This is a genomic window from Streptomyces caniferus, assembly GCF_009811555.1.
Taxonomy (GTDB): Bacteria; Actinomycetota; Actinomycetes; order Streptomycetales; family Streptomycetaceae; genus Streptomyces; species Streptomyces caniferus.
Map to the genome: position 1 here is coordinate 1,427,395 of NZ_BLIN01000003.1, position 26,541 is coordinate 1,453,935.

Genomic DNA, 26,541 nt, shown 5'->3' on the forward strand with positions numbered 1-26,541 from the left:
AGCCCGGCCTTCCTTCACGTCCTCGGCGGCAACCAGAGCTGCCTTCCCCGAGGCCAGTCCGGTCGGACTCCCTCGCTCGCCCCGTAGGCCTGCGTTCAGGATACTCCCGGACAAAGGGTATGGAACAGGCAATTCCGACTTTTTCTCGGCGCCGCCCGGAAATGCAGAAAACCCCTGCTGAGCAGGGGTTTTCGTCGGTGTCCGAGGGGGGACTTGAACCCCCACGCCCGATAAAGGGCACTAGCACCTCAAGCTAGCGCGTCTGCCATTCCGCCACCCGGACTAGGTGTGATCTTCGCGGGGCGTTCCCCGCGGCGACATGGACAACAATACCAAGGTTTCGGAGTGCCTTTCACCTGCATATCCGTCCGCCACATAACCTCGATTTATGGGCAATGATGGACATGTCGCGCATATCAGTGGTCCACGCAGGCCACGAGCGCTTTCGCCGCTGCGGGAGCATCTGCGGGACACCTTCTGGTTCGCCCCGACCGCGGGGCTGCTGTGTGCGGTGCTGCTGTGGTGGGCGGCGTCGGCCATCGACCTCAAGATCATCGCGTTGCTCCAGCAGGCGCATGCGTACGAGGCGGTGCGGGAACTGGTCTCGATCGCCGAGGACACCAAGACGATCGTGACGACGATCAGCTCGGCGATGATGACCTTCATCGGTGTGGTCTTCAGCATCTCGCTGGTCGCGGTGCAGATGGCGAGCGGTCAGCTCACCCCGCGGGTGGTGCGGATCTTCATCAGGAGCCGGATCAGCAAGATCACGCTCACGGTCTTCCTGGCGACCTTCCTCTTCTCACTGCTGGTGCTCACCTCGTACGAGAGCGAGACCGACGTCCGGCAGGTCACGTCGGTGCCCGTCGTGCAGAGCGTGCTGACGATGGTGTTGGTGGGGCTCAGCCTGATCCTGTTCATCGCGTATGTGTCGGCGACCTTGCGGCTGATGCAGGTGGGGCCGGTGGTCGACCGGATCACCCGGGAGGCGCTGCGGATGCTGGCGCGGCAGGGCACGGGAGGGGAAGGCGGGGAGGACGGGGCACGTCTCGCGCCGGAGACGGGGCGGATCGCGCACGAGGGGCGGGCCGGGGCCGTCCTGGACGTGCATGTGGCGCGGCTGGTGCGGGTGGCGCGGCGGCAGGGGGTCGTCCTGCGGCTGATCCCGCGGATCGGGGACTTCGTGATGCCGGGGACGCCGGTGCTGGCGGTGCACGGCGGAGCGCCGCCGCCGCGGCGGGCGCTGCGGTACACGGTGTCGGTCGGGGTGGAGCGCACCTTCCACCAGGATCTCGGGCTCGGGCTGCGGCAGCTGTCGGACATCGCGTTGCGGGCGCTGTCGCCTGCGGTGAACGATCCGACCACGGCCGTGCAGTGCCTGGACCGGATCGTGCAGATCCTGGCGGTGGTGGTGCGGCGACCGCTCGGAGCGGTCCACCACCGGGATCGCCGGGGTGCGGTGCGGCTGGTGCAGAACGTTCCCGGCTGGACGGATCTGGTGGACCTCGGGCTGACCGAGGTCCGGGGGGCCGCGGTGCACAGTCCGCAGGTGACCCGGCGGATCCTGGCCGGGATCGATGATCTGCTGCTGCTCGCGCCGCCGGACCGGCGGGAACCGCTGCTGCGGCACCGCACGCTCCTGTTGCAGTCGGTGGAGCGTGCGGTGCCGGCCGCCGCGGACCGGCGGTTCGCCTCGTCGCCCGACCGGCAGGGGATCGGCTAGGGCGGGTCCGCAAAGGTCCCGCCGTCCGCCCGGAGGGCGGGCCTGCCGTACGGCTACGGCATCAGGTGGTAGTCGGGGAAGTTGCCCGGCAGACGTTCGGACTCCGGGCCCTCGGTCACCGCGCGGACCAGGAGCTCACCGCCGACGAACGCGCCGCTCCAGGAGTTGCCGAAGCCGCCGAAGAGCTCATCGCGGTCGCCGCGGGACCGGGGCTTGCCGTGGCCGACCTTGAAGGCGCGGATCTGCGGGGCGAGACGGTCGAAGGTGTCCTTGTCGTCGCAGGACAGGCTGGCGACCAGGGCACCGTTGCTGGCATTCATGGCGGCGAGGAGCTCGGCCTCGGTGTCGACGAGGACGAGGGTGTCGACGGGGCCGAAGGGCTCGGCGTGGTGGAGCGGGGAAGAGGAGGGCGGGGCCAGAAGGGTGGTGGGCGGGAAGTAGGCGGAGGTGTCCTGGGAGGGCAGGAAGTGGCCGTCGGCGAGGCTGCCGCGGTGCAGGGGAACGGCGCCCCGGGAGATCGCCTCGGTGGTGAGGTCGGCGAGTTCCTTGGCCTTGGCTGCGTTGATCAGCGGGCCGAAGTCGAGTTCGGGGAGCGGGTCGGCGGGGTCGGCGACGGCCAGCGGGTGGCCGAACCGGACGCTGCGTACGGCCGGGAGGTACGCGGCGAGGAAGTCGGCGAAGGCCTCGCGCTGGACGACGAAGCGGGGGTAGGCGGTGCAGCGCTGCTTGGCGTAGTCGAAGGTCTTGCGCACCAGGGGTGTCAGCGACGGCCAGTCGGTGTAGTTCCAGATGCCCCAGGTGTTGAGGCCCTCCTGTTCGAGGATGTGGCGTTTGCCGAGGTCGGCGACGGCGGTGGCGACGCGGGCACCGGTGTCGCGGCCGCCGACGAAGGAGACACAGCCGATTTCCGGCGAGCGGACGAGGGAGGGTGAGAGTTCCTTGCCGCTCCCGCTGACGAGGGTGGCCGGGACCCCCTCACGGGCGGCCAGCGCGCAGGCGAGCGTGAGACAGACCAGACCGCCGTCGGTGGGGGTCTTGGCGATCACCGCGTTGCCGGCCAGTGCCTGGACGAGCATCGCGTGGATCAGCACCGACATCGGGTAGTTCCAGCTGGCGATGTTGCTGACCGGGCCGGGCAGCGGGGTGCGGTCGGCGATCATCCGGTCGATCTCGGAGACGTACCAGCGGACGCCGTCGATGGCCCGGTCGACGTCGGCCTGTGCCAGCTTCCAGGGTTTGCCGATCTCCCAGACGAGCAGCAGCGCGAGCAGTTCGCGGTGTTCGGTCAGCGCGTCGAGGGCGGCGGAGATCCGGGCCTTGCGTTCGGTCAACGGGACGTGGCGCCAGGCCCGGTGCTGGTCGAGGGAGGCCCGTACGGCGTGCAGTGCGGCGTCCGCGTCGAGCCGGGGCGGGCCGGCGACGGGGGTGCCGTCGACGGGGCTGGTGGCGGGCAGCGGGTCGCCGTCCGGGTGCCAGGCGGCGGCCCAGAGGTTGAGCGCCTGGTCGTCGCGGAAGGCTTCGGGGGCCGCGGCCAGGCTGCGCTGCCAGGCGTCCTGCCAGGACGTTCCGGGCTTGAGGCGAAGCGTCGGGGCGGGCGTGGGGTGCGCGTTCCGCTGCGAGTTCGAGGGGGATTCTGCGGTGGGGGCCATCGTTTTCTCCACTCTCGGTGCACGGCCGGAGGGGCAGGGTGGTGGCGCTCGGCGGCTCCCGGGGGAACCGTGTTACTGGACGGTAGTGGGCATGGGGGCACCGCGGGACGGTCCGGCGTCAGGTATGGCGAGTGTCACTCGGCGCGGGCGACGGGGCCACCCGGGTGAGGCGACCGCGTGGCCCGGGGGGGCGGCGCGGATCGCCGGCCTCCTCGGCGTCCGGCATCAACACGCCGTGGCGGGCGCGCAGTTCCCGGGTGCCGGTGCGCGACGAGGGTGGGCGGCGCCGCGACGGCACCGCCCACCCTCGTCGGTCGTGGGTACGGCTCAGCCGGCCGCGGGTCCGGCCGGCTGCCCCGTCCCCTCCTGCGTCCGGTCGGCGATCGCCCGGTGGTGGCGGACGACCTCCCCGATGATGAAGTTGAGGAACTTCTCTGGGCAGGATGCCCGGCGCCCGGACCAGCCACTGGAATCAATGGACGCCAGGTCAGGGAGGCCTTAGTGACGCCCCCTGCCGCCGTAGCCCCGTTCCACTCACGGTCTCCCACGTTCTGCTCACGGCCTGAGCTCGGAAGCCCGTCTCCCAAATACCTCCCACGGGCGCCCGCATAACTGCATGTCAGACCCCCAACGAAAGCGAGCCCCCTCCCGGAAGGGGAGGGGGCTCAAGGCGCCGGGCAGTAACAAAGGTGCCACCTTCGGCTACCGCCCGGCGCCCACCCGTGGGGCGCAGCTGATCGGCGCCGGGGATCATGGGAACACGCATTCGATTCACCACGCAATCACCCAGAGGGTGACCCGCGTCCCATGATCAAAAAATGTACCCTCCGTGGTACAGACATTTGATCAAGGTCGGCAGAGCGTTGACAGGTCCGTCCGATCCGCTGCCCGACTGGGTACCCACCCGCCGCCGGGCGATCGGCGCGTCCATCAGAACTGCACGACTCCGCCGCAACCTCACCCAAGAAGCGCTGGCCGAGCGCGCAGGCGGGTTAAATCGGAAAACGATCTCGCGCATCGAGAACGGCATGATGAGCCTCATCCTCGATCACCTCCTGCACATCGCCGACGCGCTCGGCGTTCCGCTCTCGGTCCTCGTACGGGATCCGTAGCCGCGGGCCCAGCGGATTGGTGCGCGCCGAGCCCGCTCAAACGGCCCACGAATGGGCGATGTCGTCCAGCCACGCGCGCTCGCCCTCGGGCGTCACGGTCAGACCGAACCGTGATTGGTCCGGTCGGCCATGGCCGACCCACCACTGGAACGCTGCCTGCGCTTCGTCCCACATCTGGCGGGGACCGGACTGCCAGACCCTCGCTGTGTCCCCGTCGCGGAACAGCACGCACGCCCAGGACCGGTCACTCAGACTGTAGAACCAGACCGGTCGCGCACCATCGTGCTTGTCCGCCACGACGTAGGAACACTGGGGGACGCGGAGGCCCATAGCGAACCGCTCCGGGCCGAATTGCTCCCCGACGAACTCCGCTTCGGTGATGGTCGTGGAGGACTCGACGCCATCCGCCACGCTCCCAGTGACGTACTCGGAGTGGGGCCGGGGCGCGAACCGCTGCGCCCGGAGCTTCATGAACTCCACAGGGCCTGTAAACCTGCCGGACGCACTCGCGCCGTCTGGCGCTACCACCAGGCGGGCCACCGCGTCGGCGTGGCTGTAATCCGTCCCCCAAGGGGCGACGATGACACCCCCCGGCCGGCATTGCTCCACCCACGCGAACGGGACGGCCCGGAGTCCGCACGTAGCGATGACCCGGTCATACGGCGCCCCGTCCTGGTAGCCCTGGAACCCATCACCGTGGACGACCTGGACAGCGGCGCGCAGCCGCTCCACCGTAGCCATGGCGGCGGTAGCAAGGGACCGGTCCACTTCGACCGTGGTCACGCACCCCGGCCCCGCACGGTGGGCCATGAGCAGCGCATTCCAGGCCGTGGCGGTGCCGATTTCCAGGGCCCGCTGCCCCGGCTGCAGGTCCAGGTCTTGGAGCATGCGGAAGACCACACTCGGCATGGACGCGGAGCTGGTCGGGACATGGCCCGGCTCGGTCCCGTTGTGCTGCCCATCGTCCCACTGGGTGACGATGGGCACGTCGGAGTCGGCGAACTCCTGCCACCTCTCCGGCTCCTCCGCCCTGGACACCGGCACACTTCGGCCAGCCGCCAGGTCGAACGGCCAGATCAGATCCGGCAGGACGATGGCTCGGGGTACGGCAGCGTAGGCAGGTGCCCAGTCGGAGGAGAGGGCACCCGCGGACATGAGGGCGCGCCCCAGCCCGTCGAGGCTGGGGCGCTCCTCGCGTGCGTTGGTGGTCACTGGGTCAGACAGCCTTGGGCGGGTTGGGGACGCCGGGGCCGCCGTCGGGGCTCGGCGCCGGGTGCGGGCCGGGGTACGGCTCGCCGGGAAGCTTGTCGCCGCCGTCGTTCTGAAGAGTCGCGATCACGGGTTCCTCCTGGTATCTCGAAGATGTTGCCCTGGTGACTGCTCTTTACGGCTGGCCCGTATCGGGCCGGTGTGCCGGCCGCCGCCGCGGTGAGGTGTGCGGCGGCCGGCGGGCCCGCGGCGCTGACGACGGGGGGGCGCCTACGCCACGGGGGCTTCAGGGGCGGAGGCGTCTCGGCTCGCCGGGCAATCGGACACCTTCTCTGCGGGCGAGAATGCGGGCCACGCCCGGGGGTACGGGCGGCGTCGCTCCGCGAGCGCACGGGCCGCACACCGTCACGACGTGCGCCGGGCCCGTCGCCGAGTCGATCTCAACGTCCCGCAAGTTGAGGGTGCTGCCGCAGTCGCAGCGGGGAGATGCCGTCACCGCTGCCCCCTCGTCATGCCGACTGCCAGCACGACGGCGAGAGCAGCCAGGCACACCAGATAGGTCACCATGCGGCGCTGATCACGCGTCATGCCTGCCTCACCGCCGTGATGGCACGGGCGGCGTGCTCGTCGGACTCCCCGAACGTGGTGACCGTCCAGCCACCCGCCTCGATGATGCGTTGCTGGAGTTGAAGACGGTGGGTGTCGTCAGTCGCGAGGCGGCCCCAGGTGTGCACCAGGCACAGCACTGGCCGCCGGCCAGCCTCCGCACGCATCGCCTCCGTCAAGGCGGCCACCGCCGGGCGGTGCGTGCCGAGCGCATGCGCACCGAGGTCGAGCCACCGTCGGCCGGCGAGCACCCACCTCATCCGGTCCACGTATGCCTGGCAGGCCAGCAGGCGCATGTCCAGGTCTCGGCGTGTTCGGCTGCTGGCGCACCGGTCGTAGACGAAAGCGAGCGGGGCCTGTGCATACAGGGATGCGGTCACGACCGGGCCCCCTCGGCCTGCTGATCCAGCAGCCACAGGCAGTTCCGAGCCAGAGCCCGCACCTGTTGATGCGCGGACACCAGCCCGGAGCCCAGACCGACAGCGGTCTGGTAACGGATCGCCGTCAGGCTGGACTGCTCCCGCGGGTCGAGCTGCTGCTCGGCGACCTCGGAGTACAGGTCCGCAATGATGAGGAGCAGAGCCTGCTCCAGCGCCACCAGCTCGTCGTACTGCGGAGGCGGACCAGGGCGCAGCGCTCGGTCTACGGTCTCCTGGATCTCGTCACGGCTCGGCGCGCCAGCGGTCGCAGTCATTGCGGCCTCCGGCCCTTGTGCTGCGGGCAGGCCACGATGAACCACTCGCGCACGCCGCCCTCAACCGGAGTGGTGACCGACCCGGCAGGGGTGAGGGGGCTATGCGCGGTTCCGCACCAGTAACATGCCTCGGCGTGCAGCCGGACGATACTCACGTCCGGATCTGCAGGTGGAGCTGTCGTTGCGGTCACGCTCATCTCCCTGTGCCGGTGGGCTTAGGAAGATGGTCGACCGCCGAGTACCCCTCAAGTACCCCTGCGAGGGGTACCGTTCAGGCGCCCGCCCCTGCGTGGCACCACTCAGCAAAGTTCGACAGCGACTCGGCATCCGCCCGCTTCAATCGGCGCAGCGTGGCCGCGTCCTCCCTCACCCACCGGTGCTCCCGCGCATGCTGCGGCGCGATCCTCCGTGCCACCTTCAGCGACTCGAACGCTGCATCTGGGCGGCCGGACCAGAGCTGTGCCCTCCCCAGCTCGATGTAGAAGCCGGACCGCCGCTCGGCCGGCAGGTCCCGCGGCGGCGCCCACTCGCGTGCCAGTTTCAGCGCCCTGCCCAGGTGATCTTCCCCAAGGCTGACCGCTACAGACACCTCGTGGATGCGGACACTGTCCGGGCCGAACGCCGTGCCGCCGTATACGCCCTCCGGGACCTGGTCGCCGAGAACGCGGGCGGCATCGAGGTGAGTCACGGTCGCGTCACCATCGCCAGCCCTGCCAGCGATCACAGCAGCCCGCATGTGCAGGGCTCCGCGCGCGGCAACGGCCTCGGCCGCCGAGGACGTTGGTGCCTGGTCCACGGCGAATTCGAGAGCGCGTAACCCAGCAGCATGTGCCCTGGCGGCGAAGAACGTCTCCGTCCGGACGTACGCCGTCGTTGCGTCCGCCACCGGGTCGTCCGCCTGTCGCACAGCCCACCGCATCAGGTCGATGAGACGGGCCGACAGGTCCCGGGCGCCGTACTTGTAGGCGACGGCGTCCGCGGCCCGGCAAGCGTCCACCAGCAATCGGGCGACGGCGGGCCGGTCTCCCGGCTCTGCCCCCTGCAGCGCGCGGCACAGCTCGGCCAGTAGGTCCGGCGCAGCACGAGCCACTCGCACGTACTGCGCGCCGAGCCGCCACGCGACGACGGACGCGACAGCCTCGGCGAGGGCCGGCAGTGAGCGGTACGGTGCGTCTTCAGGCACGTCGTAGGTCGCGAGTACGGAGGAGAGTCCCGGCATGGCCCGGTGCACGCGGTCGTCCGGGCGCTCCTTATCGGGCAGCAGCCGGGCCGGGTCGATGTCGAGAGCATCCGCGATGGCATCCAGGACAGCGTCCGACACGCCGCGCTCGCCGCGCTCGATCTTTCGGATGGTCCCGAGGCTGGTCCCGGCGGCGCGCGCCAGCTCAGCCTGTGTGAGGCTGGCGATGCGGCGCTCGTAGGCGATGCGGGGCCCTACCCCGCGATACACAATGCTGGGCATACTGGTCTCCGTTCGGTGCAGCCACTCCGAACCGTACCCGCGCCGTCACGGTCCGGGAACAGAAACGGCCCCGCCCCCATCACGCGGGCGGGGCCGTGCAGTTCGCTCACTCGGCCCGCACCACGTCGACCAGCTCGGCGAGACTCCCCACCCTCCAGTCCGCGGCCCGCGCCTCCTCGCCGTCCGCCCACAGATGCCCCAGCGGCCCGCGACGCAGGTGCGCAGTCCGTAGGCCAGCCGACTGCGCCGGGCCGACGTCGTTCTGCGGATGGTCACCGACGTACAGCACCTCGTCCGCCGCGACGCCAGCCAGCTCAACGGTGCGCGCGAAGAACTCGGGCGCAGGCTTCGCCACGCCCCACTCGCCGGACGTGGCCAGCGCATCCACCGGCAGGTCGAGAGCGCGCAGCAACTCCGCGGCGCGGGCCGTCTGGTTGCCAGCCACCACCACGCGGACACCGCTCGCCCGGAGCGCGGCGAGCGACGGCCGGACGTCTGGGTACAGATCGGACTCGTCCAGAGCCTCACCCCGACCGGCCCGCTCCATCGCAGCCCGTTCCGCCTCCACATCGATGTCCGGCCGGACAAGCCGCAGTGCATCCGCGTTATCCCGGCCCTGCGCAACCACCGCACCGACCAGAGCCGACAGCGTGTGCCGGCTGACGCCCAACCAGTCCGCCCATGCGCCCCACCCACGGTCATCACTGATGAGGGTTTCGCCGATATCGAATACCACTGCACGGATCATGCGAGCAGCCTACGGTTCGGCAACCCGTGTGCGTATGCCAGTACCCAGCCGTACGATTTGCGGCATGGCGACCACCTGCGTCACCGGCGCCGCGAGCGCGAACGAGGCGATCCGCCAGTTCATGGCCGCGCGCACTGGCCGGCCGCTGTGGCAGGACGAAGCCGAGGAGTACGAGCGGCTGCTCGCCGCATGGGCCTCCGCCGCGCACGCGCCCAAGGCCACCTGAAACGAAAAGACGCCCCGCCACCCGAAGGCGATGGGGCGTCCTTCCATGCGGCTACTTGATGCCCTGCGCCTTGGCGTTGGCCAGCAGTGCCTTGAGCCCGTTGACGTCGTAGCCGGTCAGACGGCCAGCGTTCGACGTCTTGTAGCCGCCGTTCGGAGAGCACATGATCGGGGTGTTGCCGTACGAGGTGGCCACGCAGTCGTAGGCGATCTCCTTACCGGCCGCGTCGAGGCGGTTGGGATGGTCGAGGCCGAGGGCGTGCAGCGGCTCGTGGACGATGATGTTGCGCAGCTTGTATGTGGCCGACGGGTCCGCACTTCGCAGGGTTCACTGCTTCGACGCCGCCGATCGCCAGTCTCACGCCGGCGGCCTTGGCCTGGGCGACTGCTGCTGTCAGGTAGGGCGTGTAACGGGTCTTCAGTGCGGCGGCAGCAAAGGTGATCGTGTACTGGCGTGAGGGGCTGATGCTGGTGACGCCGAGCTGGGTGGTGAGCTTCCACCCGGTGCCCTTGGTCGTGATCGTCGCAGCGTCGGCGGGGGCGGCGGTGAGCGCGCACGCCGCAAGGGCAGTGGCGGCGGCGACGGCGACGGCGAGGGGCTTGCGCATGGCTCTCCTTATGTAGTTGTGGGGGGAGTGTGATGGCCTGTTCACCAAACAGACGCACGACCCATGCGGATAGTTACACTGTCAACTAGATCGTCTTCGCGATGAGTTGAAGGCACCTGCAAAGCGCCCCGCCCCTGCCGAAGCAGAGGCGGGGCGATGGCCAGCGCGCCAGTCCTCACACGTCGATGTGGTGGATGTACTGCCGCGCCCGCTCCGACATAGGCGCCGGCGCCGGAGGCTCAAGGCCGGATTGCCGGATATAGCCCACGAGGACCCTCACCCGGGACAGGAGCCAGAGCCCAGGGCCAGATCCTGATCCCCGATGCGCTCCCGCTGCCGGGCGCTCTCCGTCTCTTGCTAGCCGATGCGCTGCTGGAGGCGGGCGATCTCCTTATCGGGCCGGTCAGCGATCGTGGCGAAATCGTCGCGGCGTACGGCGGGCGGAGCGAGCCGCCCACACACCGCCCCCCGTGACCGCCGACACCGCGATCGATGCCCATGTCTCAGGACTCACGGCGCCCCACCCTCTTGGGTCTCGGGTGCTCACGCCACCCGGCGAGGTGCCCCGGCGTACCGTCGAACACGTAACTATCCGAGATCACTCAGTGGGATCTGGAGTGTCTTCACTCCGCTCATCGTTGCTGGTAGAAGCCTGATGAGCGATGGCTTTGTGGTGGCGGACGACCTCCCCGATGATGAAGTTGAGGAACTTCTCGGCGAACGCCGGGTCCAGCTTGGCGTCCTCGGCCAGCCGGCGCAGCCGCTCGATCTGCGCGGCCTCGCGGGCCGGGTCGGCGGGCGGCAGGCTGTGCCGGGCCTTGAGCTCGCCGACCTGCTGGGTGCACTTGAAGCGCTCGGCGAGCAGGTGCACGAGGGCGGCGTCGAGGTTGTCGATGCTGCCGCGCAGATAGCCCAGCCGTTCACGGGCCGCCTCGTCGGCGACGGCGGCCGCTTCGCCGGCCGCCGGTGCTGTCCCCTCGCTCATGTGCGTCTCGCCATTCGTGGTTCGGTTGCCTGGTGCGATGTCGTGCTGATGGTGCTTCCTCGATGATCGGATGCACATTACCCGGACGGTGACCGGCGGCCGGGCCGGTCTCGCGGATCGGACCGGAGGCGATCCGTTCCGGCCACGGAGGAAGAGCCGCCTGCCGGAACCGGGGAGCCGTCCCGGGGTTGGCGGCCGGGGCGACGGTGTCATCGTGCTCGACGATCCACGACGGGGCCGGCCCGTGTGGCCGCGGTGGCGGTGGCCCGGGCACCCCCCGTCGGACGACGCCCGGTGGCAGGTTCCCCCACAGAACCCGCCACCGGGCCGCTCTTCATGGGGCGCGGCGCTCGGCCCTCCCCGGCTCAGGCACATACCCAGGCCGCCGCCCCCTCACCCCTCCTTTTCGTTTTGGTGATCTGTCCGGCACGCTCGCCGGGCTCATGACCGCGCCCCGGTCCGCGGCGGTCGGCGTACTCGGCGTACTCCAGGAGGACGCCGCCGGTAGTGCGGGTGAACAACCGCCCGGCACCGGAGAGTTCGAGCGTCGCCGCGGGCGCGGTGTGGCACAGGACGAGGCACCTGCCGGCGCTGCCGGTGCGGTCGGCCGGGTCCTCGCACCTCCCGAGCCCGTCCGCCTGCCGCCGGAACACACCGGGGAATCCGTCGCACGGACCGGGGCCGCGGGAGGGTGCCCCTGGGAGGATGTGCCCGTTCGCACCAGGCAGCCGACCGACCATCGGCGCCGGACAACGCAGGGGGTTTCCGCCGTATGAGCAGGGATCGCATCCGTATCGCAGGGGCCGATGTCGCCGTCGTGGGCGGCAGTATCGCGGGGTGCGCCACGGCGCTGGCCGCGCACCGGGGCGGCGCGGGCCGGGTCACCGTCTTCGAACGCACCACCGGGCACCTCGCGGACCGCGGGGTCGGCCTCGTCGTGCACGACGCCCGGTACGCCGAGCTCACGTCCGCCGGGTACATGGACACCGGCATGCCGTGGGTGCAGCTGACCACCGGCCGCTGGTACGTACGCGACGGCGCCGCTCCGCTCGGCCGCCAGATCGGTGCGCGGCCCTTCCCGTTCCGCTCGTACTGCTGGGGGCCGCTCTGGCAGGAGTTACGGCGGCGGCTGCCCCGGGACACCGTCTTCCGGCCGGGGGTCCGGGTGGCCGCGGTCGGCGAGGCGGCGGACGGCGTCACGCTCCGCCTCGACGGCGCCGACGGGGACGAGGCCTCCGCGGGCAACGGCGAGCGGCACCGCACCGACACCGCCGCCGGCACCTCCGCCGGCCGTCATACGGAGCGCTTCGACCTGGTCATCGGCGCGGACGGCTATCGCTCGGTGGTCCGCGACACCGCGTTTCCCGGTGTGCGGCCCGACTACGCCGGCTATCTCGCCTGGCGCGGCGCGGTCCCGGCCGACCGGCTGACGGCGCTGCGCTTCCCCGGCCTGCCCGCCGACCCCTGGGCGGAGGAGGACTGCATCTACGGCGTCTTCCCCGGCGGCCACGTCATCATCTACCGCATCCCGGACGGCCAGGGCGGCCACCGCGCGAACTGGGTCCTGTACACCGCCCCGCCCGCCGGCCTCGACCTGGGCCTCGACACCCCCACCAGCCTGCCGCCCGGCACCCTCACCGACGCCCTGCACGCCCACTTCACCTACGTCACGGACGAGTTGCTGCCACCCTACTGGGGCGGGCTGATGCGCCTGACACCACGTCACGAGCTGTTCATCCAGCCGATGTACGACTTCACCGCGGCGCGCTACACGGCGGGCCGGCTGGTGCTCGCGGGCGATGCCGCCACCGTGGCCCGCCCGCACACCGGCGCCGGCGCGGTCAAGGCGCTGCAGGACGCCGCCGCCCTGGAAGCCGCGTTGCGCGCCGTACCCGAGCGGCCCGACGCGCTGACGGCGTACGGCACCGGGCGCGGCGCGACCGGCCGGACGATGGTCGAGCTGGGACGCCGGCTGGGCCGGGCCCTGGTCCAGGACACCCCGGACTGGCGGACGCTGGACCAGGCCGGACTGGAGGCCGCCTGGGCCGCGGCCGACGGCTCGGGCACGTTCGGCGGCCGTGAGCTGAAGAACTGATGCCCCGGGGCACCCCGCACCGCCGGCCCGGCCGGGCCGATGGGGCATACGGTGCGGGGTGCGACGCCGGCTGCCCGACCGCACCGCCGTGCAGGAGAATGGGAACGCCGAGGTCACCTCGCCGTACGCCCCGGTGACCACGGCGGCAACCTCCGCACCAAGGGCTTCGGCTCTCCGCACAGACAGCGCCGGGACCGAGCCGGCCCGGTGAGAACGGGACTGATCAGACATGGGACGGGTCACCGAGCGACGCCGCGTCATCCGCATCCGTGACGGTGCCGTGAGCACCCGCCCGGACACCCTCGTCGCCGAGGAACCGCTGGAGATACGGCTCGGCGGCAAGCCGCTGGCGATCACGATGCGCACACCGGGGGACGACTTCGCGCTCGCCGCCGGCTTCCTCGTCAGCGAGGGCGTGCTGGCGAGCGCCGACGAGCTGGCGAACATCGTCTACTGCGCGGGGGCGACGGCGGACGGGGAGAACACCTACAACGTCGTGGACGTCCGGCTCGCGGACGGGGTCCCGGTGCCGGACATCACCCTGGAGCGCAACGTCTATACGACGTCGTCGTGCGGGCTGTGCGGCAAGGCCAGCCTGGACGCGGTGCGCACCACCGCCCGCTGGGCCCTGGACTCCTCCCCCGCCACCCCCGTCCGCATCGAACCGGCGACGCTCGCCGCCCTGCCCGACCGGCTGCGGGCCGCTCAGCGGGTGTTCGAACGGACCGGGGGCCTGCATGCCGCGGCGCTGTTCACGACGGACGGTGAGCTGCTCGACATCCGGGAGGACGTGGGGCGGCACAACGCCGTGGACAAGATCGTCGGGCGGGCGCTGCAGCAGGGGCGACTGCCGCTGTCGTCCAGCGTGCTGATGGTCTCCGGCCGGGCGTCGTTCGAGCTCGCGCAGAAGGCCGTGATGGCGGGCATTCCCGTGCTGGCCGCGGTCTCGGCGCCCTCCTCGCTCGCCGTCGACCTGGCCGCCGAGACCGGGCTGACCCTGGTCGGATTCCTGCGCGGCTCCTCCATGAACGTGTACGCGGGCGAGCACCGCCTCGCCCTGCCCGCGGAAGCCTCCACCCGTACGGACTGAGCCCGCGCACCGCCGCACGGGCGAGCGCAGCGTCCGGCGCGGTAGACCCCGCGCGCCCACCGGCCCGGCGCCCGCCCATGGCTCAGCGGCCCCCCACGCGCCCACCGCGCCCGGCCCGGCCAGGTGTTCACTCCCCCGGCAGCGCGATCCGGGTCAGCAGCGCGACCAGCTGTTCGCGTTCGGCCGGGGTCAGGGCGGCGGTCAGTTCCGCGTTGGCCTCGTCGCCGAGCTGTTCGGTGCGGCGCAGCCGCAGCCGGCCGTCGGCCGAGATCTCAACGGCGTTCTTGCGGCGGTCCCGGGGGTCGGGGGTGCGGGTCACCAGCCCGTCCTGCTGCAGGTCGTTGACGATCGCGACCATGTCCTTGGGGTCGATCCGCAGTGTCCGGCCGAGCTCCGCCTGGGAGACCGGACCGATTTCCCCGACGGCCGACAGCACGGCGTGATGCATCATCCGCATGCCTTCGGCGGCGAGGGCGTCGGCGACCAGGCGGTGACCGCGGGCAGCGGCGCGGCCCAGCAGCCAGCTGGGGAGCGCGCGGATCCGGCTGGGGGCGTAGGGGGTGTCGGCCATGGGGTCACCGTACCCAGAAATCCATTGGAGGGCCCCACGAAAACCGTTGGCGGAACCAATGAATGAGGCTATCGTTGGGGAGCCCAATGAAACCCGGCCGGCGCACGCCGCTCGACGATCCCGGAGGTGCTCGCCCATGCGCCGAGTCCGATTCCATACCTACGGCGGCCCCGAGGTCCTGCGCGTCGAGGAGGCCGAGGCACCGGTGCCCGGCCCCGGGGACCTGCTGGTGCGCACCGAGGCGATCGGCGTGACGCTGCCGTGCGTCCGCCGGGTGCGCGGGGACGGCAAGGGCGGCGGCGATCCCCTGCCCGCGACACCCGGCGGCGAGGTCGCCGGTACGGTCGTCGCGGTCGGCCCGGAGGTCACCGGCTTCGCCCCCGGCGACCGCGTCACCTCGCTCACCCTCACCGGCTCCTACACCGAACTCGCCCTGGCACCCGCCTTCCTGGCGAGCCGGATACCGGACGGGGCAGGCGCCGTGGAGGCGGTGGCGCTGGTGCGCGGCGGCCATGTCGCGCTCGCCGCGCTCAGCACCGCGGCACCGCAGGCCGCCGAGTCCGTACTGATCACCGGCGCGGCCTCCGGCACCGGGCACCTCGCCGTCCAACTGGCCAAGCTCCAGGGGGTACCGCGGGTGGTGGCCGCGGTCGGCTCGGCCGCCAAGGCGGAGTTCCTCTACGGGCTGGGGGCCGATGAGGTGGTGGTCTACGGCCAGGAGTCCTGGGGCGAGCCGGTCGATGTCGTCCTGGACGGCGTCGGCGGCGAGCTGCTGCCGCGCGCGCTGGCCGCACTGGCTCCCGGCGGCCGGCTGATCTTCTTCAACTCCGGCGGCGGGACGGTCCCGGCGTACGAGCTGCTGGCGGGCGCCAAGACCATCACGGGCCTGACGATGCGCCGCTTCTCCACCGTCCACCGGGAGCTGTACGAGCAGCACCGGGGGCAGCTGTGGGAACTGGCCCGGTCCGGCCGGCTGCGGGCCGCGGTCCATGCCGAACTCCCCCTGGACGAGGCCGCGAAGGCGCACGAGATCATCGAGGCCCGGACCAACCTCGGAAAGGTGGTGCTGCGGCCGTGAGGCACGGCCGTCGTCGGCGGCACCTGCGGAGCACCCGCCACACCCGGCGCTCCCGGCCCTCGTACCGCACCGGGCGCACCCGGCGCAGCACTGCGGGCCGGGCGAGTGAATTACGGCCGCGGCGCGGAGAACCGGCGCACGCTCCTTGTCGCGGTCCGCACGCGGCAGTAGCTTCCGTCGCGATGCACATAGGACGTGGGATGTCCTGATGACCCGACGCCGATGCCTCGAAGGGCAGGCCGGACCATGACGTCAGTTCTCCGCGCACACCCCAGCCACCGCAGCAGACCCCGGCGTCCGCGCGCCGCGGCCCTGCTCGCCGCGCTGACTGCCACCGCCCTCGCCCTCCTGCCGACCGCCCCCGCACATGCCGCGCCCGACGGAGCGTCGGGACGTATCCGGGCCGCCGCCGCGGCGCCGTCCCCCGACGGCGGCTTCGACCAGCGGATCCTCTTCAAGGCCTCCCAGGAGCAGGGCTACTCCTGCTTCCGTATACCGGCCGTCGTGAAGACCGTGCGCGGCACCCTCCTCGCGTTCGCCGAGGGCCGGCGGCACGACTGCGGTGACGCGGGCGATATCGACCTCGTCCTCAAGCGTTCCACCGACGGCGGCCGGACCTGGGGCCCGCTCCAGGTCATCAACCACGGCAACGGCGACACCCACGGCAACCCGGCGCCCATCGTGGACCGTCGCACCGGCCGGATCGTGCTCGCCGAGACCTACAACAAGGGCCGCGGCGACGGCCTCAGCTGCGACGTCCCCTGCGACCGCACCCCGCACCTCCAGTACAGCGACGACGACGGCGCCACCTGGTCCACCCCCCGCGACCTGACCACCGCCATCCGTCCCCCGCAGTGGAACTCCTGGTACGCCACCGGGCCCGTGCACGGCATCCAGCTCACCCGCGGACGGCATGCGGGCCGGCTGGTGTTCGGCATCAACTCCGAGAGCTTCGCGGGGGGCCGGGTCACCGCCAACCACGCCGCCCTGGTCCACAGCGACGACGGCGGCGCCACCTGGAAGGTCGGTGCGCTGGACACCTGGCCCGTCGCCGCCGACGGCACGTTCCGTCAAAAGCCCTCGGAGATGACGCTCCTGGAACGCTCCGACGGCACCGTCTACGTCAACGGGCGGGAACAGGACGGCACCGACCTCGGCCATCGCACCGCGGCGGTCAGCCGCGACGGCGGCGACTCCTTCGCCGCGCCGTTCCGCGCCCTCCCCGACCTCTACTCCCCGATGGTGCAGGGCTCGGCACTACGGCTGCCGCACCCGCGCACCGGCCGCGGCCGCACCTTGTTCGCGGCCCCCGCCGACCCCGACCGGCGCCGGACCATGACCGTCCGCACGTCCTGGGACGAGGGCCGCACCTGGGAGGGCGTCGACCGGGGAGCCCGGGTCACCACCGACTGGTCCGGCTATTCGGACCTGGTCGCCGTCTCCGACGACGTCACCGGCCTGATGTACGAGGGCGGCGCGGTCGACGCCCGGGACGAGATCCGCTTCGCCCGTTTCACCGAGGACTGGCTCGGCCCGCGCCGCGGCCCGGATCCCACGACGCGCGATGCCGCCCCGGGCGCCCGGCCGGCCCTCGTCCTGGGCGGCGCCCGGACCACCGCGGGACGCTTCGGCCGGGCGCTGTCCTTCGACGGCACGAACGACGCGGTGCGACTCCCCTACCGCGGCTCCCTCCCCCTGGGCACCGACGACTTCACCTGCAGCCTGTGGTTCCGCTACGACGCCACGACCGGCGAACAGCCGCTGCTGTGGATGGGCGGGGTGGGCGCCAGGGCCCCGCAGGTCGCGATCGAAGGCGACCCGGGCCATGACCGGATCGTCGCCCGCCTCACCACCGTCAACGGCCCCGCCCCGGCCGCCAGTGCCCAGGCCGTGACCCACGACGGGTACAACGACGGCGGCTGGCACCAGCTGGCGCTGCGCCGCACGGGTGGCCGGCTGCTGCTCACCGTGGACGGCGGCGAGACCACCGTCGTCCCCGACGTCCCGGGGTCGGTGAGCCGCGGCTCGGTCTTCGGTGTGCACCTGGGCCAGAAGCCGGACAGCCGCGTCCAGTTCACCGGGGCGCTGGACGAGGTACGCGTCTACCGGCGGGCCCTGTCCGACGCCGAACTGTCCGCCGTCCGCAGTGAGAACGCCCCGGCGCACGGACCGCTGGTCCTGGGACTGTCGCTGGACCGGGTGCGCGGGGCCGCGAAGAACTGAGCGGACCGGCCCGCGAGACCCGGGGCCTGCCCGGACGCCGACGCACCGGGCAGGCCTCAGCCGCGCGCTCCGCTCACCGCCGCCCCGGCCGCGCTGCCCGCCGCTGCCGCGCTCCCCGTGCCGGTGCCCGTCCCCGCCGGTTCGGCCGCCGCGGGCCCCCGTGCCGCGAAGCGCTTCGCCAGCACCGCACACACCATCAGCTGCATCTGGTGGAAGAGCATCAGCGGCAGCACCGCGAGCCCGGCCTGCGCGCCGAACAGCACGCTGGCCATGGGCAGTCCGGCCGCCAGGCTCTTCTTGGAACCGGCGAAGGTGATCGCGATCCGGTCCGCGCGGGGAAAGCCGAGCCGCTTCGCGCCGTACGAGGTGGCGGTCAGCATCACCGCGAGCAGCGCGGCCTCCACTCCCAGCAGACAGAGCAGCCGCGGGCCGGAGACCTGGTGCCAGATGCCCTCGACCAGGCCGGCACTGAAGGCGGTGTAGACGACCAGCAGTATCGAGCCGCGGTCCACCTGGCCGAGGACCTTCTTGTGGCGGAGGAGGAAACCGCCGATCCACCGCCGCAGCAACTGTCCGGCCGTGAACGGGACCAGCAACTGGCAGACGATCGACAGCAGCCCGTCGGCCGAGAAGCCACCGCCGTTCCCGTGCAGGACGAGACCCGCCAGCAGCGGGGTGACGACGATGCCGACGAGGCTGGAGAACGAGCCCGCGCAGATCGCCGCCGCGACATTGCCACGGGCGAGGGAGGTGAAGGCGATCGAGGACTGGATCGTCGACGGCACCAGGCACAGGAACAGCAGCCCGGTGTAGAGGGCGGGCGGCAGGACGTGGGGGACCAGTCCGCGCGCGGCCAGTCCGAGCACCGGGAAGAGCACGAAAGTGCAGGCCAGGACCGTGAGGTGGAGACGCCAGTGGCGCAGTCCCGCCATGGCCTCGTGGGTGGAGAGCCGGGCGCCGTACAGGAAGAAGAGCAGCGCGACGGCGCCGGTGGACGTGCCCTCGGCGACGGTGGCGGCCGGTCCGCGGGCGGGTAGCAGGGCGGCCAGGGCGACCGTGCCCACCAGCGCCAGGATGTATCCGTCCACAGGCAGCCAGGACGGGAGCTTCGGCAAAGGGCGGCGCATGGTCTCTCTTCGGTCGTTCGGCGGCTCGCGGGCGGTGTGGCCACGGCCCTCCAGGGTGCCGCCCGCCCGGCGATCGGGAAACCCTCTTACCGTGGTCACTGTTATTACGCTTCGCGATGTGCAGCACAGAGCCGGAGGGTCCGTGTTCGAACCCGCGCAGTTGCGCACCTTTCTCGCCGTGGCGCAGACCCTGAGCTTCACCCAGGCCGCGCACCGGCTCGGGCTGCGGCAGTCGACCGTGAGCCAGCACGTACGGAAGCTGGAGGAGGCCGCCGGGCGCCGGCTGTTCGCCCGGGACACCCATGCCGTGGAGCTGACCGAGGACGGCGAGGCGATGCTCGGCTTCGCCCGCACGATCCTGGAGGCGAACGAGCGGGCCACGAGCTTCTTCGCGGGGACCCGGCTGCGCGGCCGGCTCCGCTTCGGCGCCTCGGAGGACTTCGTGCTGACCCGGATGCCGGAGGTCCTCGAAGGGTTCCGCCGGGACCACCCCGAGGTCGATCTGGAGCTGACGGTCGAGCTGTCGGGAACCCTGCACGAACTGCTGGCGGCCGGGCGGCTCGATCTCGTCCTCGCCAAGCGGCGCCCCGACGAGGCGCGCGGACGACTGGTGTGGCGCGACCGGCTGGTGTGGGTGGGCGCCGAGCGGCTGCGCCTCGATCCGCAGCGCCCGGTCCCACTGGTGGTCTACCCGCCACCCGCCCTGACCCGCGCCCGCGCGCTGGAGGCCCTGGAACGGGCGGCCCGGGAATGGCGGATCGCCTGCACCAGCGGAAGCCTGAACGGACTGATCGCCGCAACTCGGGCAGGTCTGGGCGTCATGGCACATACGAGGGGCATGATCCCGCCAGGTCTGGTCCGGATTTCGCCACGCGCCGGGCTGCCGGAACTCGGCGAAGTGGAGTTCGTTCTGCTCTACGGGCAGCGCGATCGCGCGGCACGGGGCCCGGCGGAGGCGCTGGCCGACGCGATCCTTGCGGGCGGCGACCGGCTGCAGCTCCCCTAGGGCCTGTCTTCAACGTCCCGCCCCTGCCTTGCGGGCGAACGACGGGACTTTGGAGACAGGCCCTGCGCGGCCCGGCCAGAGCCATCGGACAAGCCCTGGTCACGGGCTCCGTACCGGCCGGTAGGCCGAACTCGTGCCAGGTGCAGAGATTTCGTGCAGATATGGTCCCGGCGTCGTGATCGTCCGGCGTTGAACCAGCTGGATCATGTCCAAGCTTCTCCGAAGTAACCCGATTTCGACGGTTGGCCAGATCCCGTGCGGTCCGATTCACGACGTGGTACCGCTCTGCCGGATTCCGTCACGTTGGGGTACGGTCGCGGCCTTGTGAGCAACACCACGAGGAGCTGGGTCATTGCGCGAGTTCACCGTCCCGCCTTTGGCGACCGCGCCCCGGGTCGGCGGTCTGGCGGATGTCGTCTACGAGCAAGCCGAAGCCGATCCCGGACGCGTCGCACTGGCGCGTAAGGACGACGAGGGAAACTGGCAGAACGTCACCGCCGGGCAATTCCGGGACGAGGTCCTCGCACTGGCCAAGGGCCTGCTCGCGCAGGGCGTCCGGTTCGGTGACCGGATCGGCATCATGTCCCGTACCCGCTACGAGTGGACCCTGTTCGACTTCGCGCTGTGGTCCATCGGCGTCCAGTCCGTACCGCTGTATCCGACGTCGTCGGCGGAGCAGGTCTTCTGGATGCTGCACAACGCGGGCGTCTCGGCCTGTCTGGTCGAGCACGAGGACCATGCGATGACCATCGGCTCGGTCATCGACCGGCTTCCGCACCTGCGCAAGCTGTGGCAGCTGGACGCCGACCCGGTGGCCGAACTGAGCGCGGCCGGTGCGCATATCGACGACGACGTGGTGCACCGGCACCGCATGGCCGTCACCCCGGACGCCACAGCGACGATCATCTACACCTCCGGCACCACCGGCCGCCCCAAGGGCTGTGTGATCACCCACGCCAACTTCATGGCCGAGTCCGACAACATGGTGCTCCGCTACGAGAAGGTCTTCCACTCCAAGCCGGACGACGAGGCGGCCACCCTGCTCTTCCTGCCGCTGGCGCATGTCTTCGGCCGGATGGTGCAGGTCGCCGCGATCCGCGGCCAGGTCAAGCTGGCCCACCAGCCCGAGCTGGCAGCCCGTGCGCTCCTGCCCGACCTGCAGAGCTTCCAGCCGACCTTCATCCTCGCGGTGCCGTACATCTTCGAGAAGGTCTTCGCCGCGGCCCGGCGCAGGGCGGAGGCGGACGGCAAGGCCGGGCCGTTCGACAAGGCCGTCGAGATCGCCGTCCGCTATGCCGAGGCGCAGGAGCACAAGGCCTTCGGCACCGGCTCCGGCCCCAGTGCCTCGCTGCGGATGCAGCATCAGTTCTTCGACAAGGTCGTCTACAGCAAGGTCCGGGCCGCGATGGGCGGCCGGGTGCGCCATGCGATGTCCGGCGGCTCCGCGATGGAGCGCCGCCTCGGGCTGTTCTTCGCCGGCGCCGGTGTGCGGATCTTCGAGGGCTACGGCCTGACGGAGAGCACCGCGGCCGCCACCGCCAACCCGCCCGAGCGGACCCGCTTCGGCACCGTCGGCACCCCCGTCCCCGGCACCACCGTGCACATCGCGGAGGACGGCGAGGTCTGGCTCTACGGCGGCCAGATCTTCCACGGCTACCACAACGACCCCAAGGCGACCGATGCCGTGCTGCACGACGGCTGGTTCTCCACGGGCGACCTGGGCGCGCTGGACGAGGACGGCTATCTGACGATCACCGGCCGCAAGAAGGAAATCCTGGTCACCTCCGGCGGCAAGACCGTCTCGCCGGTGGGCCTGGAGGAGCGGGTGCGGGCGCATCCGCTGGTCGCCCAGTGCATCGTCGTCGGCAACGACCGCCCGTTCATCGCGGCCCTGGTGACCCTGGACCCGGAAGCGGTCGCGCACTGGCTGGCCATGCGGGAGAAGCCGGAGATGCCGCCGACCGACCTGGTGCGCGACCCGGATCTGGAGACCGAGATCCGGCGCGCGGTGGTCGCCGCCAACACGCTGGTCTCGCAGGCCGAGTCGATCCGTACGTTCCGGATACTGGCCAACCAGTTCAGCGAGGACCACGGGCTGCTCACCCCGTCGCTGAAGCTCAAGCGCAAGGCGATCGAGACGGCGTACGAGGTCGAGGTGGACGCGCTGTACCGGTCGTGACGGGCGGGCCGCCGCAGGTGCGGCCGTCCCTCCGCTCGACACCTTCCCTGTGCCCCGCCGTCCCGCGCTCCGCCGTCCGGCGGACCGGGATCGCCCGTGGGTCGGATGTCCACCGCGCCGGGGCCGATGAGGCTGCTGTCATGAACAGCCGCCGCCTCACCCTCCTCGGCCGGACCGCGGTCGTCGCCTGCGTCCCCTACCTCGCCCTCAAGCTGCTGTGGGTGCTGGGCATCGACGTCGGCGTCGTCGACGCCTCCCGTTTCAGCCGCACCACATGGGTCGTGGGCAACGCCTTCACCCTGCTCCTCGACGCCGTCGCCGCCGTCGTGGCACACACCCTCACCCGCCCGGCCGGCCGCCGCGCCCCGGCCTGGCTGCTGGCCTTCCCCCTGTGGATGGCCACCGGACTGCTCGTCCCGCTGCTGATGGGCCTCCTCGGCGGCAGCCTGACCGGCCTTCTCACCGGTGCCCGCAACCCGTTGTCCGCCGGCGACTTCCTGGCCCCATGGGTCTTCGGCGTCGTCTACGGCGGCTTCCTCGTCGAGGCCGGCACGCTGCTCGGTGCCTTCGCGGTGTACGCACACCAGCGCTGGGGCGGTCTGCTGCGCCGCCCGCTGCGCGCGCTTCCCCGCACCGGTACCCGGACGATGCAGCGGATCTTCCTGCTGCCCGCCGCCGTGCTGCTCGCGGCGCTGGGCACCGTCCGCATCCTGTGGGGCACCGGCTCGACCCTGGGCGCGCCGACGGCCGGGGTACCGGCCCGCAACGTCCTTACCGCCGCGGCGGACTGGGCCCAGGGAAGCTGCTCGGTCGCCGGCGCCGCCGGGCTGGTGCTCCTGGTGCTGCCCGGCCTGCTGCCCCGGCTCCGGTTCCGTACGCCGCTGGCCCTGGCCTGGGCCGGCAGCGCCGCGGCGTTCGCCTGCGGGGGCTGCCTGTGGCTGGTGCAGACGGTGACCGGCGGTCTCTCCCCCGGCGCCACCGTGGTCCCCGGCGGCCTGCCCGAGCTGGTGGGCGCGCTGGAGCTGTGCACCGGGCTCGTGGTGCTGTGCGCCGGTGCGTTCACCCTCGGCGAACTCACCGCGGCGGCCTGCCCCGTACCGGCCTCACGACGGGACCGCCCGGCTCCGCCCACCGTGCACACCCGGGAAGACTCCGCGTTCTGTGCATCGCGTCGCGCTGTACGGGAATGCGCGACTCCGGATGATCGTTGACATCCATGACCGAGAAAGCCGACGTAAGGATCGATTCCCCCGTGAGCAAGGTTCCCTCCATCACGCTCAACAACGGCGTCACGATGCCGCAGCTGGGCTTCGGCGTCTGGCAGGTCGAGGACGACCAGGCGTTCACCACCGTCGGCCAGGCCCTGGACGCCGGGTACCGCAGCATCGACACCGCGGCCATCTACGGCAACGAGGAAGGCACGGGCAAGGCGCTCGCCGCTTCCGGGATCCCCCGTGACGAGCTGTTCGTCACGACCAAGCTCTGGAACTCCGAACAGGGCCACGACGCCACGCTGCGCGCCTTCGACACCTCCCTCGCCAAGCTCGGCCTGGATTACGTGGATCTCTACCTGATCCACTGGCCGCTTCCGTCGAAGGACCTCTACGTCGAGACGTACAAGGCGTTCGAGAAGATCTACGCGGACGGCCGTGCCAAGGCCATCGGCGTCTCGAACTTCCTGCCCGAGCACCTGGAGCGGCTGGTGGGCGAGACGTCCGTCGTCCCGGCCGTCAACCAGATCGAGCTGCACCCGCAGCTGTCGCAGGCCGAGTCCCGCGCCTTCCACGCCCGGCACAACATCGTCACCGAGGCCTGGTCGCCGCTCGGCCAGGGCAAGGGCCTCCTGGAGCACCCGACGATCGCCGAGCTCGCCGCCAAGCACGGCAGGACCCCCGCCCAGGTGGTGCTGCGGTGGCACCTCCAGCTCGGCAATGTCGTCATCCCGAAGTCCGTCACCCCCTCGCGCATCGCCGAGAACATCGACGTCTTCGGCTTCGAGCTGGACGACGAGGACCTCGCCGCCCTCGCCCGCCTGGACACCGGCACCCGCCTCGGCCCGGACCCGGCCACCTTCGACGTCGCCTGACCGACGCTCCGTATCGGCGCCGCCCGGCTCGACCGGGCGGCGCCGTCGTCGTACCCGAGTGGCGGGCCCGGCGGACGGCAGGAAGTGTGGAAGGTGAGCGCGGGGCGGCACCGGCGGTGTGCCGACCGGAACCGGTACCCCTGCGCTCCGCCCTTGCTCCCCCGTGCCCAGGCATGGGAGGTGCCCCCATCGAGGAGGCCACGATGCCCGAAGTCACCTCTCCCTACCAGCCCGGGACGCCCTGCTGGATCGATCTCGCGGCTCCTGACCAGCAGGCCGCCATCGACTTCTACTCCGACGTCTTCGGGTGGGCCGGGGAGATCGGGCCCCCGGAGACCGGGGGCTATGCCGTCTGCACGCTGAACGGCAAGCCGGTGGCCGGAATCATGGCCGCGGTCCCGATGGGCGGCCAGCCCGCGCCGCCGACCGTGTGGACGACGTATCTGTCGGCCGCCGACGCGGACGCCACCTCCCAGGCGGTGAGCCAGGCCGGCGGCACGCTCCTGATGCCGGTCACGGACGTGATGACGCTCGGCCGGATGTGTATCGCGGCCGACCCCACCGGAGCGGTCTTCGGCATCTGGCAGCCCGTGGACTTCCCCGGCGCCGGCACCGTCAACGAGTCCGGCGCACTGATCTGGAACGAGCTCAACACCACCGAACCGTCCGCCGCCGCCACGTTCTACAAGGCGTCCTTCGGCATCGAGAGCGCCCCCATGGAAGGCGCCGAGAACTACTACGCCCTCACGGTGCAGGACCGGCCGGTGGGCGGCATGCAGCCGATGTCCGAGCAGATGCCGTCCGACACCCCGTCGCACTGGCTGGTGTACTTCGCGGTGGCGGACACCGACGCCACCGTCGACAAGATCACCGCGGCCGGCGGCGCGGCGCTGCAGCGGCCCTTCGACATGGTCGCCGGTCGGATGGCGGTGGTGACCGATCCGCAGGGCGCGACCTTCGCCGTGATCCACCCGAAGCCGATGGACCAGGGTTGACCGGACGGCTCCGGGCCGGTCAGGAGCGTCAGGGTCCGACATGACGTCATGAGCGCCGCCGCCCGCACCCGCGTGGGCGGCGGCGCCGGGCCGTGGGCCACGGCCTCCGGGCCATGGGCGACTACGCGCGTCCCGTGTGGACGGTCTGCGCGGACAGCAGGAAGACATCGGGGCGGCGGACCACACCGACGGCGTCATCGGGGTCGGCGAGACGGGCGAGGGTGGTGTGGTCGTCCTCGTCCAGACGGTCGCCGTACAGGTCGAGACCGAGGGCCAGGGTGTCCTGGACGTAGGCGCGCGCGGGGGCGGACAGCGGGGCCGGCAGGTCCAGCAGGAAGCTGCGGGTGCGCGGGGTGCGCAGGCCGGCGTCGGCGAGGAAGGCCGGCCAGTCCTCGATGTCGTCGACGGCGCCGGGCAGCGCCGCGCGCATCCCGGTGAACCACTCCTCGCCGGCCGCGTCCAGACGGGACTGCAGCCCCGGGCGCCCGAGGCCGATGTCGCGCGGCAGGAAGCGCGCGGCGAGTCCGCCCTCGGTGACGGCGAGCAGCCCGCCGGGCCGCAGGTGACCGGCGAGGGCGGCGACCGCGGCACGCTGGTCACCCACGTGGTGCAGGACCCTGGCGGACCAGATGAGGTCGGCGCCGCCGAGGGCGTCGAGTCCGTCCGGGAGTTCGGCGAGATGGGTGCGTACCCGGTCGCCGAGCCCGAGGCGCGCGGCGCGGGCGTGTGCCCGCTCCAGAAGCACCGCGCTCGCATCGACCGCGACCACTTCGGCGGCCGGGAACGCGTGGGCCAGCAGACAACTGACGACGCCCGGCCCGCTGCCGATGTCGAGCACCCGGTCCACCCCCTGGTCGCCGGCCGCGGCAGTGTCCACGAGCAGCTCCCGCAGCCAGGCCGCAGCCTGCTCGTAGAGCGGCAGGTGCAGCTCGGCGCCCCGTTCGAGGGCCGGGCCGAGCACCTCGAAGTCGATGTGCGCCCCGTTGTGGGGGCCCTGCCCGTGCCCGGGTCCGGGCCGTTCGTCGTTGCTCATGACATCGAGCCTCCGTTACCGGTCGTACCCGTGCAAT

The 26,541-nt window shown here is 71.7% G+C and carries 26 protein-coding genes and 1 tRNA gene; 12 read left to right on the plus strand and 15 right to left on the minus strand.

Translation table 11 applies throughout. From position 1 onward, the window contains the following. Positions 1–198 precede the first annotated feature (198 nt). A tRNA-Leu gene (locus Scani_RS14820) sits at positions 199–283 on the minus strand. A 105-nt stretch (positions 284–388) separates the two neighbouring features. Between Scani_RS14820 and Scani_RS14825 the strand changes: the two genes are divergently transcribed. Beyond that, a complete protein-coding gene (locus Scani_RS14825; RefSeq protein WP_159475031.1) occupies positions 389–1,723 on the plus strand; it encodes a DUF2254 domain-containing protein in 1,335 nt (444 codons plus the stop codon). A 53-nt stretch (positions 1,724–1,776) separates the two neighbouring features. Here the strand turns inward: Scani_RS14825 and Scani_RS14830 are convergent, their stop codons facing one another. Further along, positions 1,777–3,372: an aldehyde dehydrogenase family protein gene (locus Scani_RS14830; protein ID WP_159475033.1), complete on the minus strand. Its 1,596-nt coding sequence runs from the start codon at positions 3,370–3,372 to the stop codon at positions 1,777–1,779. Positions 3,373–4,214: 842 nt separating this feature from the next. Between Scani_RS14830 and Scani_RS14835 the strand changes: the two genes are divergently transcribed. Then, positions 4,215–4,484 (plus strand): helix-turn-helix domain-containing protein, encoded by a 270-nt coding sequence (locus tag Scani_RS14835; RefSeq protein ID WP_246295795.1) that lies wholly within the window; start codon positions 4,215–4,217, stop codon positions 4,482–4,484. 36 nt (positions 4,485–4,520) lie between these two features. Here the strand turns inward: Scani_RS14835 and Scani_RS14840 are convergent, their stop codons facing one another. From Scani_RS14840 to Scani_RS14860, 6 genes are all read right to left on the minus strand, one after another. Next, positions 4,521–5,696: a methyltransferase domain-containing protein gene (locus Scani_RS14840; RefSeq protein WP_159475037.1), complete on the minus strand. Its 1,176-nt coding sequence runs from the start codon at positions 5,694–5,696 to the stop codon at positions 4,521–4,523. 4 nt (positions 5,697–5,700) lie between these two features. Continuing rightward, positions 5,701–5,823 carry a hypothetical protein gene (locus Scani_RS41745; protein ID WP_281391930.1) on the minus strand — a complete coding sequence of 41 codons (123 nt, stop codon included), beginning with the start codon at positions 5,821–5,823 and terminating at the stop codon, positions 5,701–5,703. A 454-nt stretch (positions 5,824–6,277) separates the two neighbouring features. Continuing rightward, the gene (locus tag Scani_RS14845) at positions 6,278–6,679 is read right to left on the minus strand and encodes a hypothetical protein (RefSeq protein WP_246295797.1); all 402 of its coding nucleotides are present in this window, start codon (positions 6,677–6,679) and stop codon (positions 6,278–6,280) included. Beyond that, a complete protein-coding gene (locus Scani_RS14850; protein ID WP_159475039.1) occupies positions 6,676–6,993 on the minus strand; it encodes a DUF6415 family natural product biosynthesis protein in 318 nt (105 codons plus the stop codon). The genes Scani_RS14845 and Scani_RS14850 overlap by 4 nt, the downstream gene beginning before the upstream one ends. Positions 6,994–7,264: 271 nt before the next feature. Next, positions 7,265–8,455, minus strand: coding sequence for a helix-turn-helix domain-containing protein (locus tag Scani_RS14855; RefSeq protein ID WP_159475041.1), 1,191 nt, complete (start codon positions 8,453–8,455; stop codon positions 7,265–7,267). A 106-nt stretch (positions 8,456–8,561) separates the two neighbouring features. Beyond that, complete coding sequence (locus tag Scani_RS14860; RefSeq protein WP_159475043.1) at positions 8,562–9,203, minus strand: HAD family hydrolase; 642 nt, start codon at positions 9,201–9,203, stop codon at positions 8,562–8,564. Between the two features lie 64 nt (positions 9,204–9,267). On the opposite strand from Scani_RS14860, the gene Scani_RS39955 reads away from it, so the two are divergent. Then, positions 9,268–9,429: a hypothetical protein gene (locus tag Scani_RS39955; protein ID WP_167538082.1), complete on the plus strand. Its 162-nt coding sequence runs from the start codon at positions 9,268–9,270 to the stop codon at positions 9,427–9,429. A gap of 51 nt (positions 9,430–9,480) precedes the next feature. On the opposite strand, the gene Scani_RS40885 is transcribed toward Scani_RS39955, so the two are convergent. From Scani_RS40885 to Scani_RS14875, 4 genes are all read right to left on the minus strand, one after another. Next, entirely contained in the window at positions 9,481–9,624 is a 144-nt protein-coding gene (locus tag Scani_RS40885) for a hypothetical protein (protein ID WP_246295798.1), read from the minus strand. Positions 9,625–9,643: 19 nt separating this feature from the next. Continuing rightward, complete coding sequence (locus tag Scani_RS14865; RefSeq protein WP_246295799.1) at positions 9,644–10,036, minus strand: hypothetical protein; 393 nt, start codon at positions 10,034–10,036, stop codon at positions 9,644–9,646. A 598-nt stretch (positions 10,037–10,634) separates the two neighbouring features. Continuing rightward, positions 10,635–11,021 (minus strand): chorismate mutase, encoded by a 387-nt coding sequence (locus tag Scani_RS14870; RefSeq protein ID WP_159475046.1) that lies wholly within the window; start codon positions 11,019–11,021, stop codon positions 10,635–10,637. 365 nt (positions 11,022–11,386) lie between these two features. Beyond that, positions 11,387–11,674, minus strand: a complete 288-nt coding sequence (locus Scani_RS14875; RefSeq protein WP_159475049.1) for a hypothetical protein — start codon at positions 11,672–11,674, stop codon at positions 11,387–11,389. A gap of 119 nt (positions 11,675–11,793) precedes the next feature. On the opposite strand from Scani_RS14875, the gene Scani_RS14880 reads away from it, so the two are divergent. Both Scani_RS14880 and fdhD read left to right on the plus strand, forming a co-directional pair. After that, the gene (locus Scani_RS14880; RefSeq protein WP_174872681.1) at positions 11,794–13,116 is read left to right on the plus strand and encodes an FAD-dependent monooxygenase; all 1,323 of its coding nucleotides are present in this window, start codon (positions 11,794–11,796) and stop codon (positions 13,114–13,116) included. A gap of 229 nt (positions 13,117–13,345) precedes the next feature. Then, complete coding sequence (fdhD, locus tag Scani_RS14885) at positions 13,346–14,206, plus strand: formate dehydrogenase accessory sulfurtransferase FdhD (protein ID WP_159475052.1); 861 nt, start codon at positions 13,346–13,348, stop codon at positions 14,204–14,206. 127 nt (positions 14,207–14,333) lie between these two features. Here fdhD and Scani_RS14890 read toward each other — a convergent pair whose 3' ends face one another. Continuing rightward, positions 14,334–14,777: a MarR family winged helix-turn-helix transcriptional regulator gene (locus tag Scani_RS14890; protein ID WP_159475055.1), complete on the minus strand. Its 444-nt coding sequence runs from the start codon at positions 14,775–14,777 to the stop codon at positions 14,334–14,336. A 136-nt stretch (positions 14,778–14,913) separates the two neighbouring features. Here Scani_RS14890 and Scani_RS14895 point away from each other — a divergent pair, with 136 nt between their 5' ends. Continuing rightward, positions 14,914–15,855: a quinone oxidoreductase family protein gene (locus Scani_RS14895; RefSeq protein ID WP_159475058.1), complete on the plus strand. Its 942-nt coding sequence runs from the start codon at positions 14,914–14,916 to the stop codon at positions 15,853–15,855. 246 nt (positions 15,856–16,101) lie between these two features. After that, complete coding sequence (locus Scani_RS14900; RefSeq protein WP_159475061.1) at positions 16,102–18,078, plus strand: sialidase family protein; 1,977 nt, start codon at positions 16,102–16,104, stop codon at positions 18,076–18,078. A 56-nt stretch (positions 18,079–18,134) separates the two neighbouring features. Here the strand turns inward: Scani_RS14900 and Scani_RS14905 are convergent, their stop codons facing one another. Next, the gene (locus Scani_RS14905; protein WP_159475064.1) at positions 18,135–19,205 is read right to left on the minus strand and encodes a bile acid:sodium symporter family protein; all 1,071 of its coding nucleotides are present in this window, start codon (positions 19,203–19,205) and stop codon (positions 18,135–18,137) included. A 142-nt stretch (positions 19,206–19,347) separates the two neighbouring features. Between Scani_RS14905 and Scani_RS14910 the strand changes: the two genes are divergently transcribed. From Scani_RS14910 to Scani_RS14930, 5 genes are all read left to right on the plus strand, one after another. Next, positions 19,348–20,211: a LysR substrate-binding domain-containing protein gene (locus Scani_RS14910; RefSeq protein ID WP_159475067.1), complete on the plus strand. Its 864-nt coding sequence runs from the start codon at positions 19,348–19,350 to the stop codon at positions 20,209–20,211. A gap of 352 nt (positions 20,212–20,563) precedes the next feature. Continuing rightward, positions 20,564–22,390 carry an AMP-dependent synthetase/ligase gene (locus tag Scani_RS14915; RefSeq protein ID WP_246295800.1) on the plus strand — a complete coding sequence of 609 codons (1,827 nt, stop codon included), beginning with the start codon at positions 20,564–20,566 and terminating at the stop codon, positions 22,388–22,390. A 140-nt stretch (positions 22,391–22,530) separates the two neighbouring features. Beyond that, positions 22,531–23,601 carry a hypothetical protein gene (locus Scani_RS14920; RefSeq protein ID WP_159475070.1) on the plus strand — a complete coding sequence of 357 codons (1,071 nt, stop codon included), beginning with the start codon at positions 22,531–22,533 and terminating at the stop codon, positions 23,599–23,601. Positions 23,602–23,642: 41 nt separating this feature from the next. Then, the gene (locus Scani_RS14925) at positions 23,643–24,476 is read left to right on the plus strand and encodes an aldo/keto reductase (protein WP_159475073.1); all 834 of its coding nucleotides are present in this window, start codon (positions 23,643–23,645) and stop codon (positions 24,474–24,476) included. A gap of 203 nt (positions 24,477–24,679) precedes the next feature. Continuing rightward, positions 24,680–25,471 carry a VOC family protein gene (locus Scani_RS14930; RefSeq protein ID WP_159475076.1) on the plus strand — a complete coding sequence of 264 codons (792 nt, stop codon included), beginning with the start codon at positions 24,680–24,682 and terminating at the stop codon, positions 25,469–25,471. A 121-nt stretch (positions 25,472–25,592) separates the two neighbouring features. Here the strand turns inward: Scani_RS14930 and Scani_RS14935 are convergent, their stop codons facing one another. After that, on the minus strand, positions 25,593–26,504 hold the full coding sequence (locus tag Scani_RS14935; protein WP_159475079.1) for a class I SAM-dependent methyltransferase: 912 nt from the start codon (positions 26,502–26,504) through the stop codon (positions 25,593–25,595). Positions 26,505–26,541: the final 37 nt, after the last annotated feature.

Coding starts and splice junctions, on each gene's coding strand:
- Scani_RS14825 (WP_159475031.1), top strand. CDS start 389: ATGGGCAATGATGGACATGTCGCGCATATCAGTGGTCCACGCAGGCCA.
- Scani_RS14830 (WP_159475033.1), bottom strand. CDS start 3,372: ATGGCCCCCACCGCAGAATCCCCCTCGAACTCGCAGCGGAACGCGCAC.
- Scani_RS14850 (WP_159475039.1), bottom strand. CDS start 6,993: ATGACTGCGACCGCTGGCGCGCCGAGCCGTGACGAGATCCAGGAGACC.
- Scani_RS14855 (WP_159475041.1), bottom strand. CDS start 8,455: ATGCCCAGCATTGTGTATCGCGGGGTAGGGCCCCGCATCGCCTACGAG.
- Scani_RS14860 (WP_159475043.1), bottom strand. CDS start 9,203: ATGATCCGTGCAGTGGTATTCGATATCGGCGAAACCCTCATCAGTGAT.
- Scani_RS39955 (WP_167538082.1), top strand. CDS start 9,268: ATGGCGACCACCTGCGTCACCGGCGCCGCGAGCGCGAACGAGGCGATC.
- Scani_RS14865 (WP_246295799.1), bottom strand. CDS start 10,036: ATGCGCAAGCCCCTCGCCGTCGCCGTCGCCGCCGCCACTGCCCTTGCG.
- Scani_RS14870 (WP_159475046.1), bottom strand. CDS start 11,021: ATGAGCGAGGGGACAGCACCGGCGGCCGGCGAAGCGGCCGCCGTCGCC.
- Scani_RS14880 (WP_174872681.1), top strand. CDS start 11,794: ATGAGCAGGGATCGCATCCGTATCGCAGGGGCCGATGTCGCCGTCGTG.
- fdhD (WP_159475052.1), top strand. CDS start 13,346: ATGGGACGGGTCACCGAGCGACGCCGCGTCATCCGCATCCGTGACGGT.
- Scani_RS14890 (WP_159475055.1), bottom strand. CDS start 14,777: ATGGCCGACACCCCCTACGCCCCCAGCCGGATCCGCGCGCTCCCCAGC.
- Scani_RS14895 (WP_159475058.1), top strand. CDS start 14,914: ATGCGCCGAGTCCGATTCCATACCTACGGCGGCCCCGAGGTCCTGCGC.
- Scani_RS14900 (WP_159475061.1), top strand. CDS start 16,102: ATGACGTCAGTTCTCCGCGCACACCCCAGCCACCGCAGCAGACCCCGG.
- Scani_RS14905 (WP_159475064.1), bottom strand. CDS start 19,205: ATGCGCCGCCCTTTGCCGAAGCTCCCGTCCTGGCTGCCTGTGGACGGA.
- Scani_RS14920 (WP_159475070.1), top strand. CDS start 22,531: ATGAACAGCCGCCGCCTCACCCTCCTCGGCCGGACCGCGGTCGTCGCC.
- Scani_RS14930 (WP_159475076.1), top strand. CDS start 24,680: ATGCCCGAAGTCACCTCTCCCTACCAGCCCGGGACGCCCTGCTGGATC.
- Scani_RS14935 (WP_159475079.1), bottom strand. CDS start 26,504: ATGAGCAACGACGAACGGCCCGGACCCGGGCACGGGCAGGGCCCCCAC.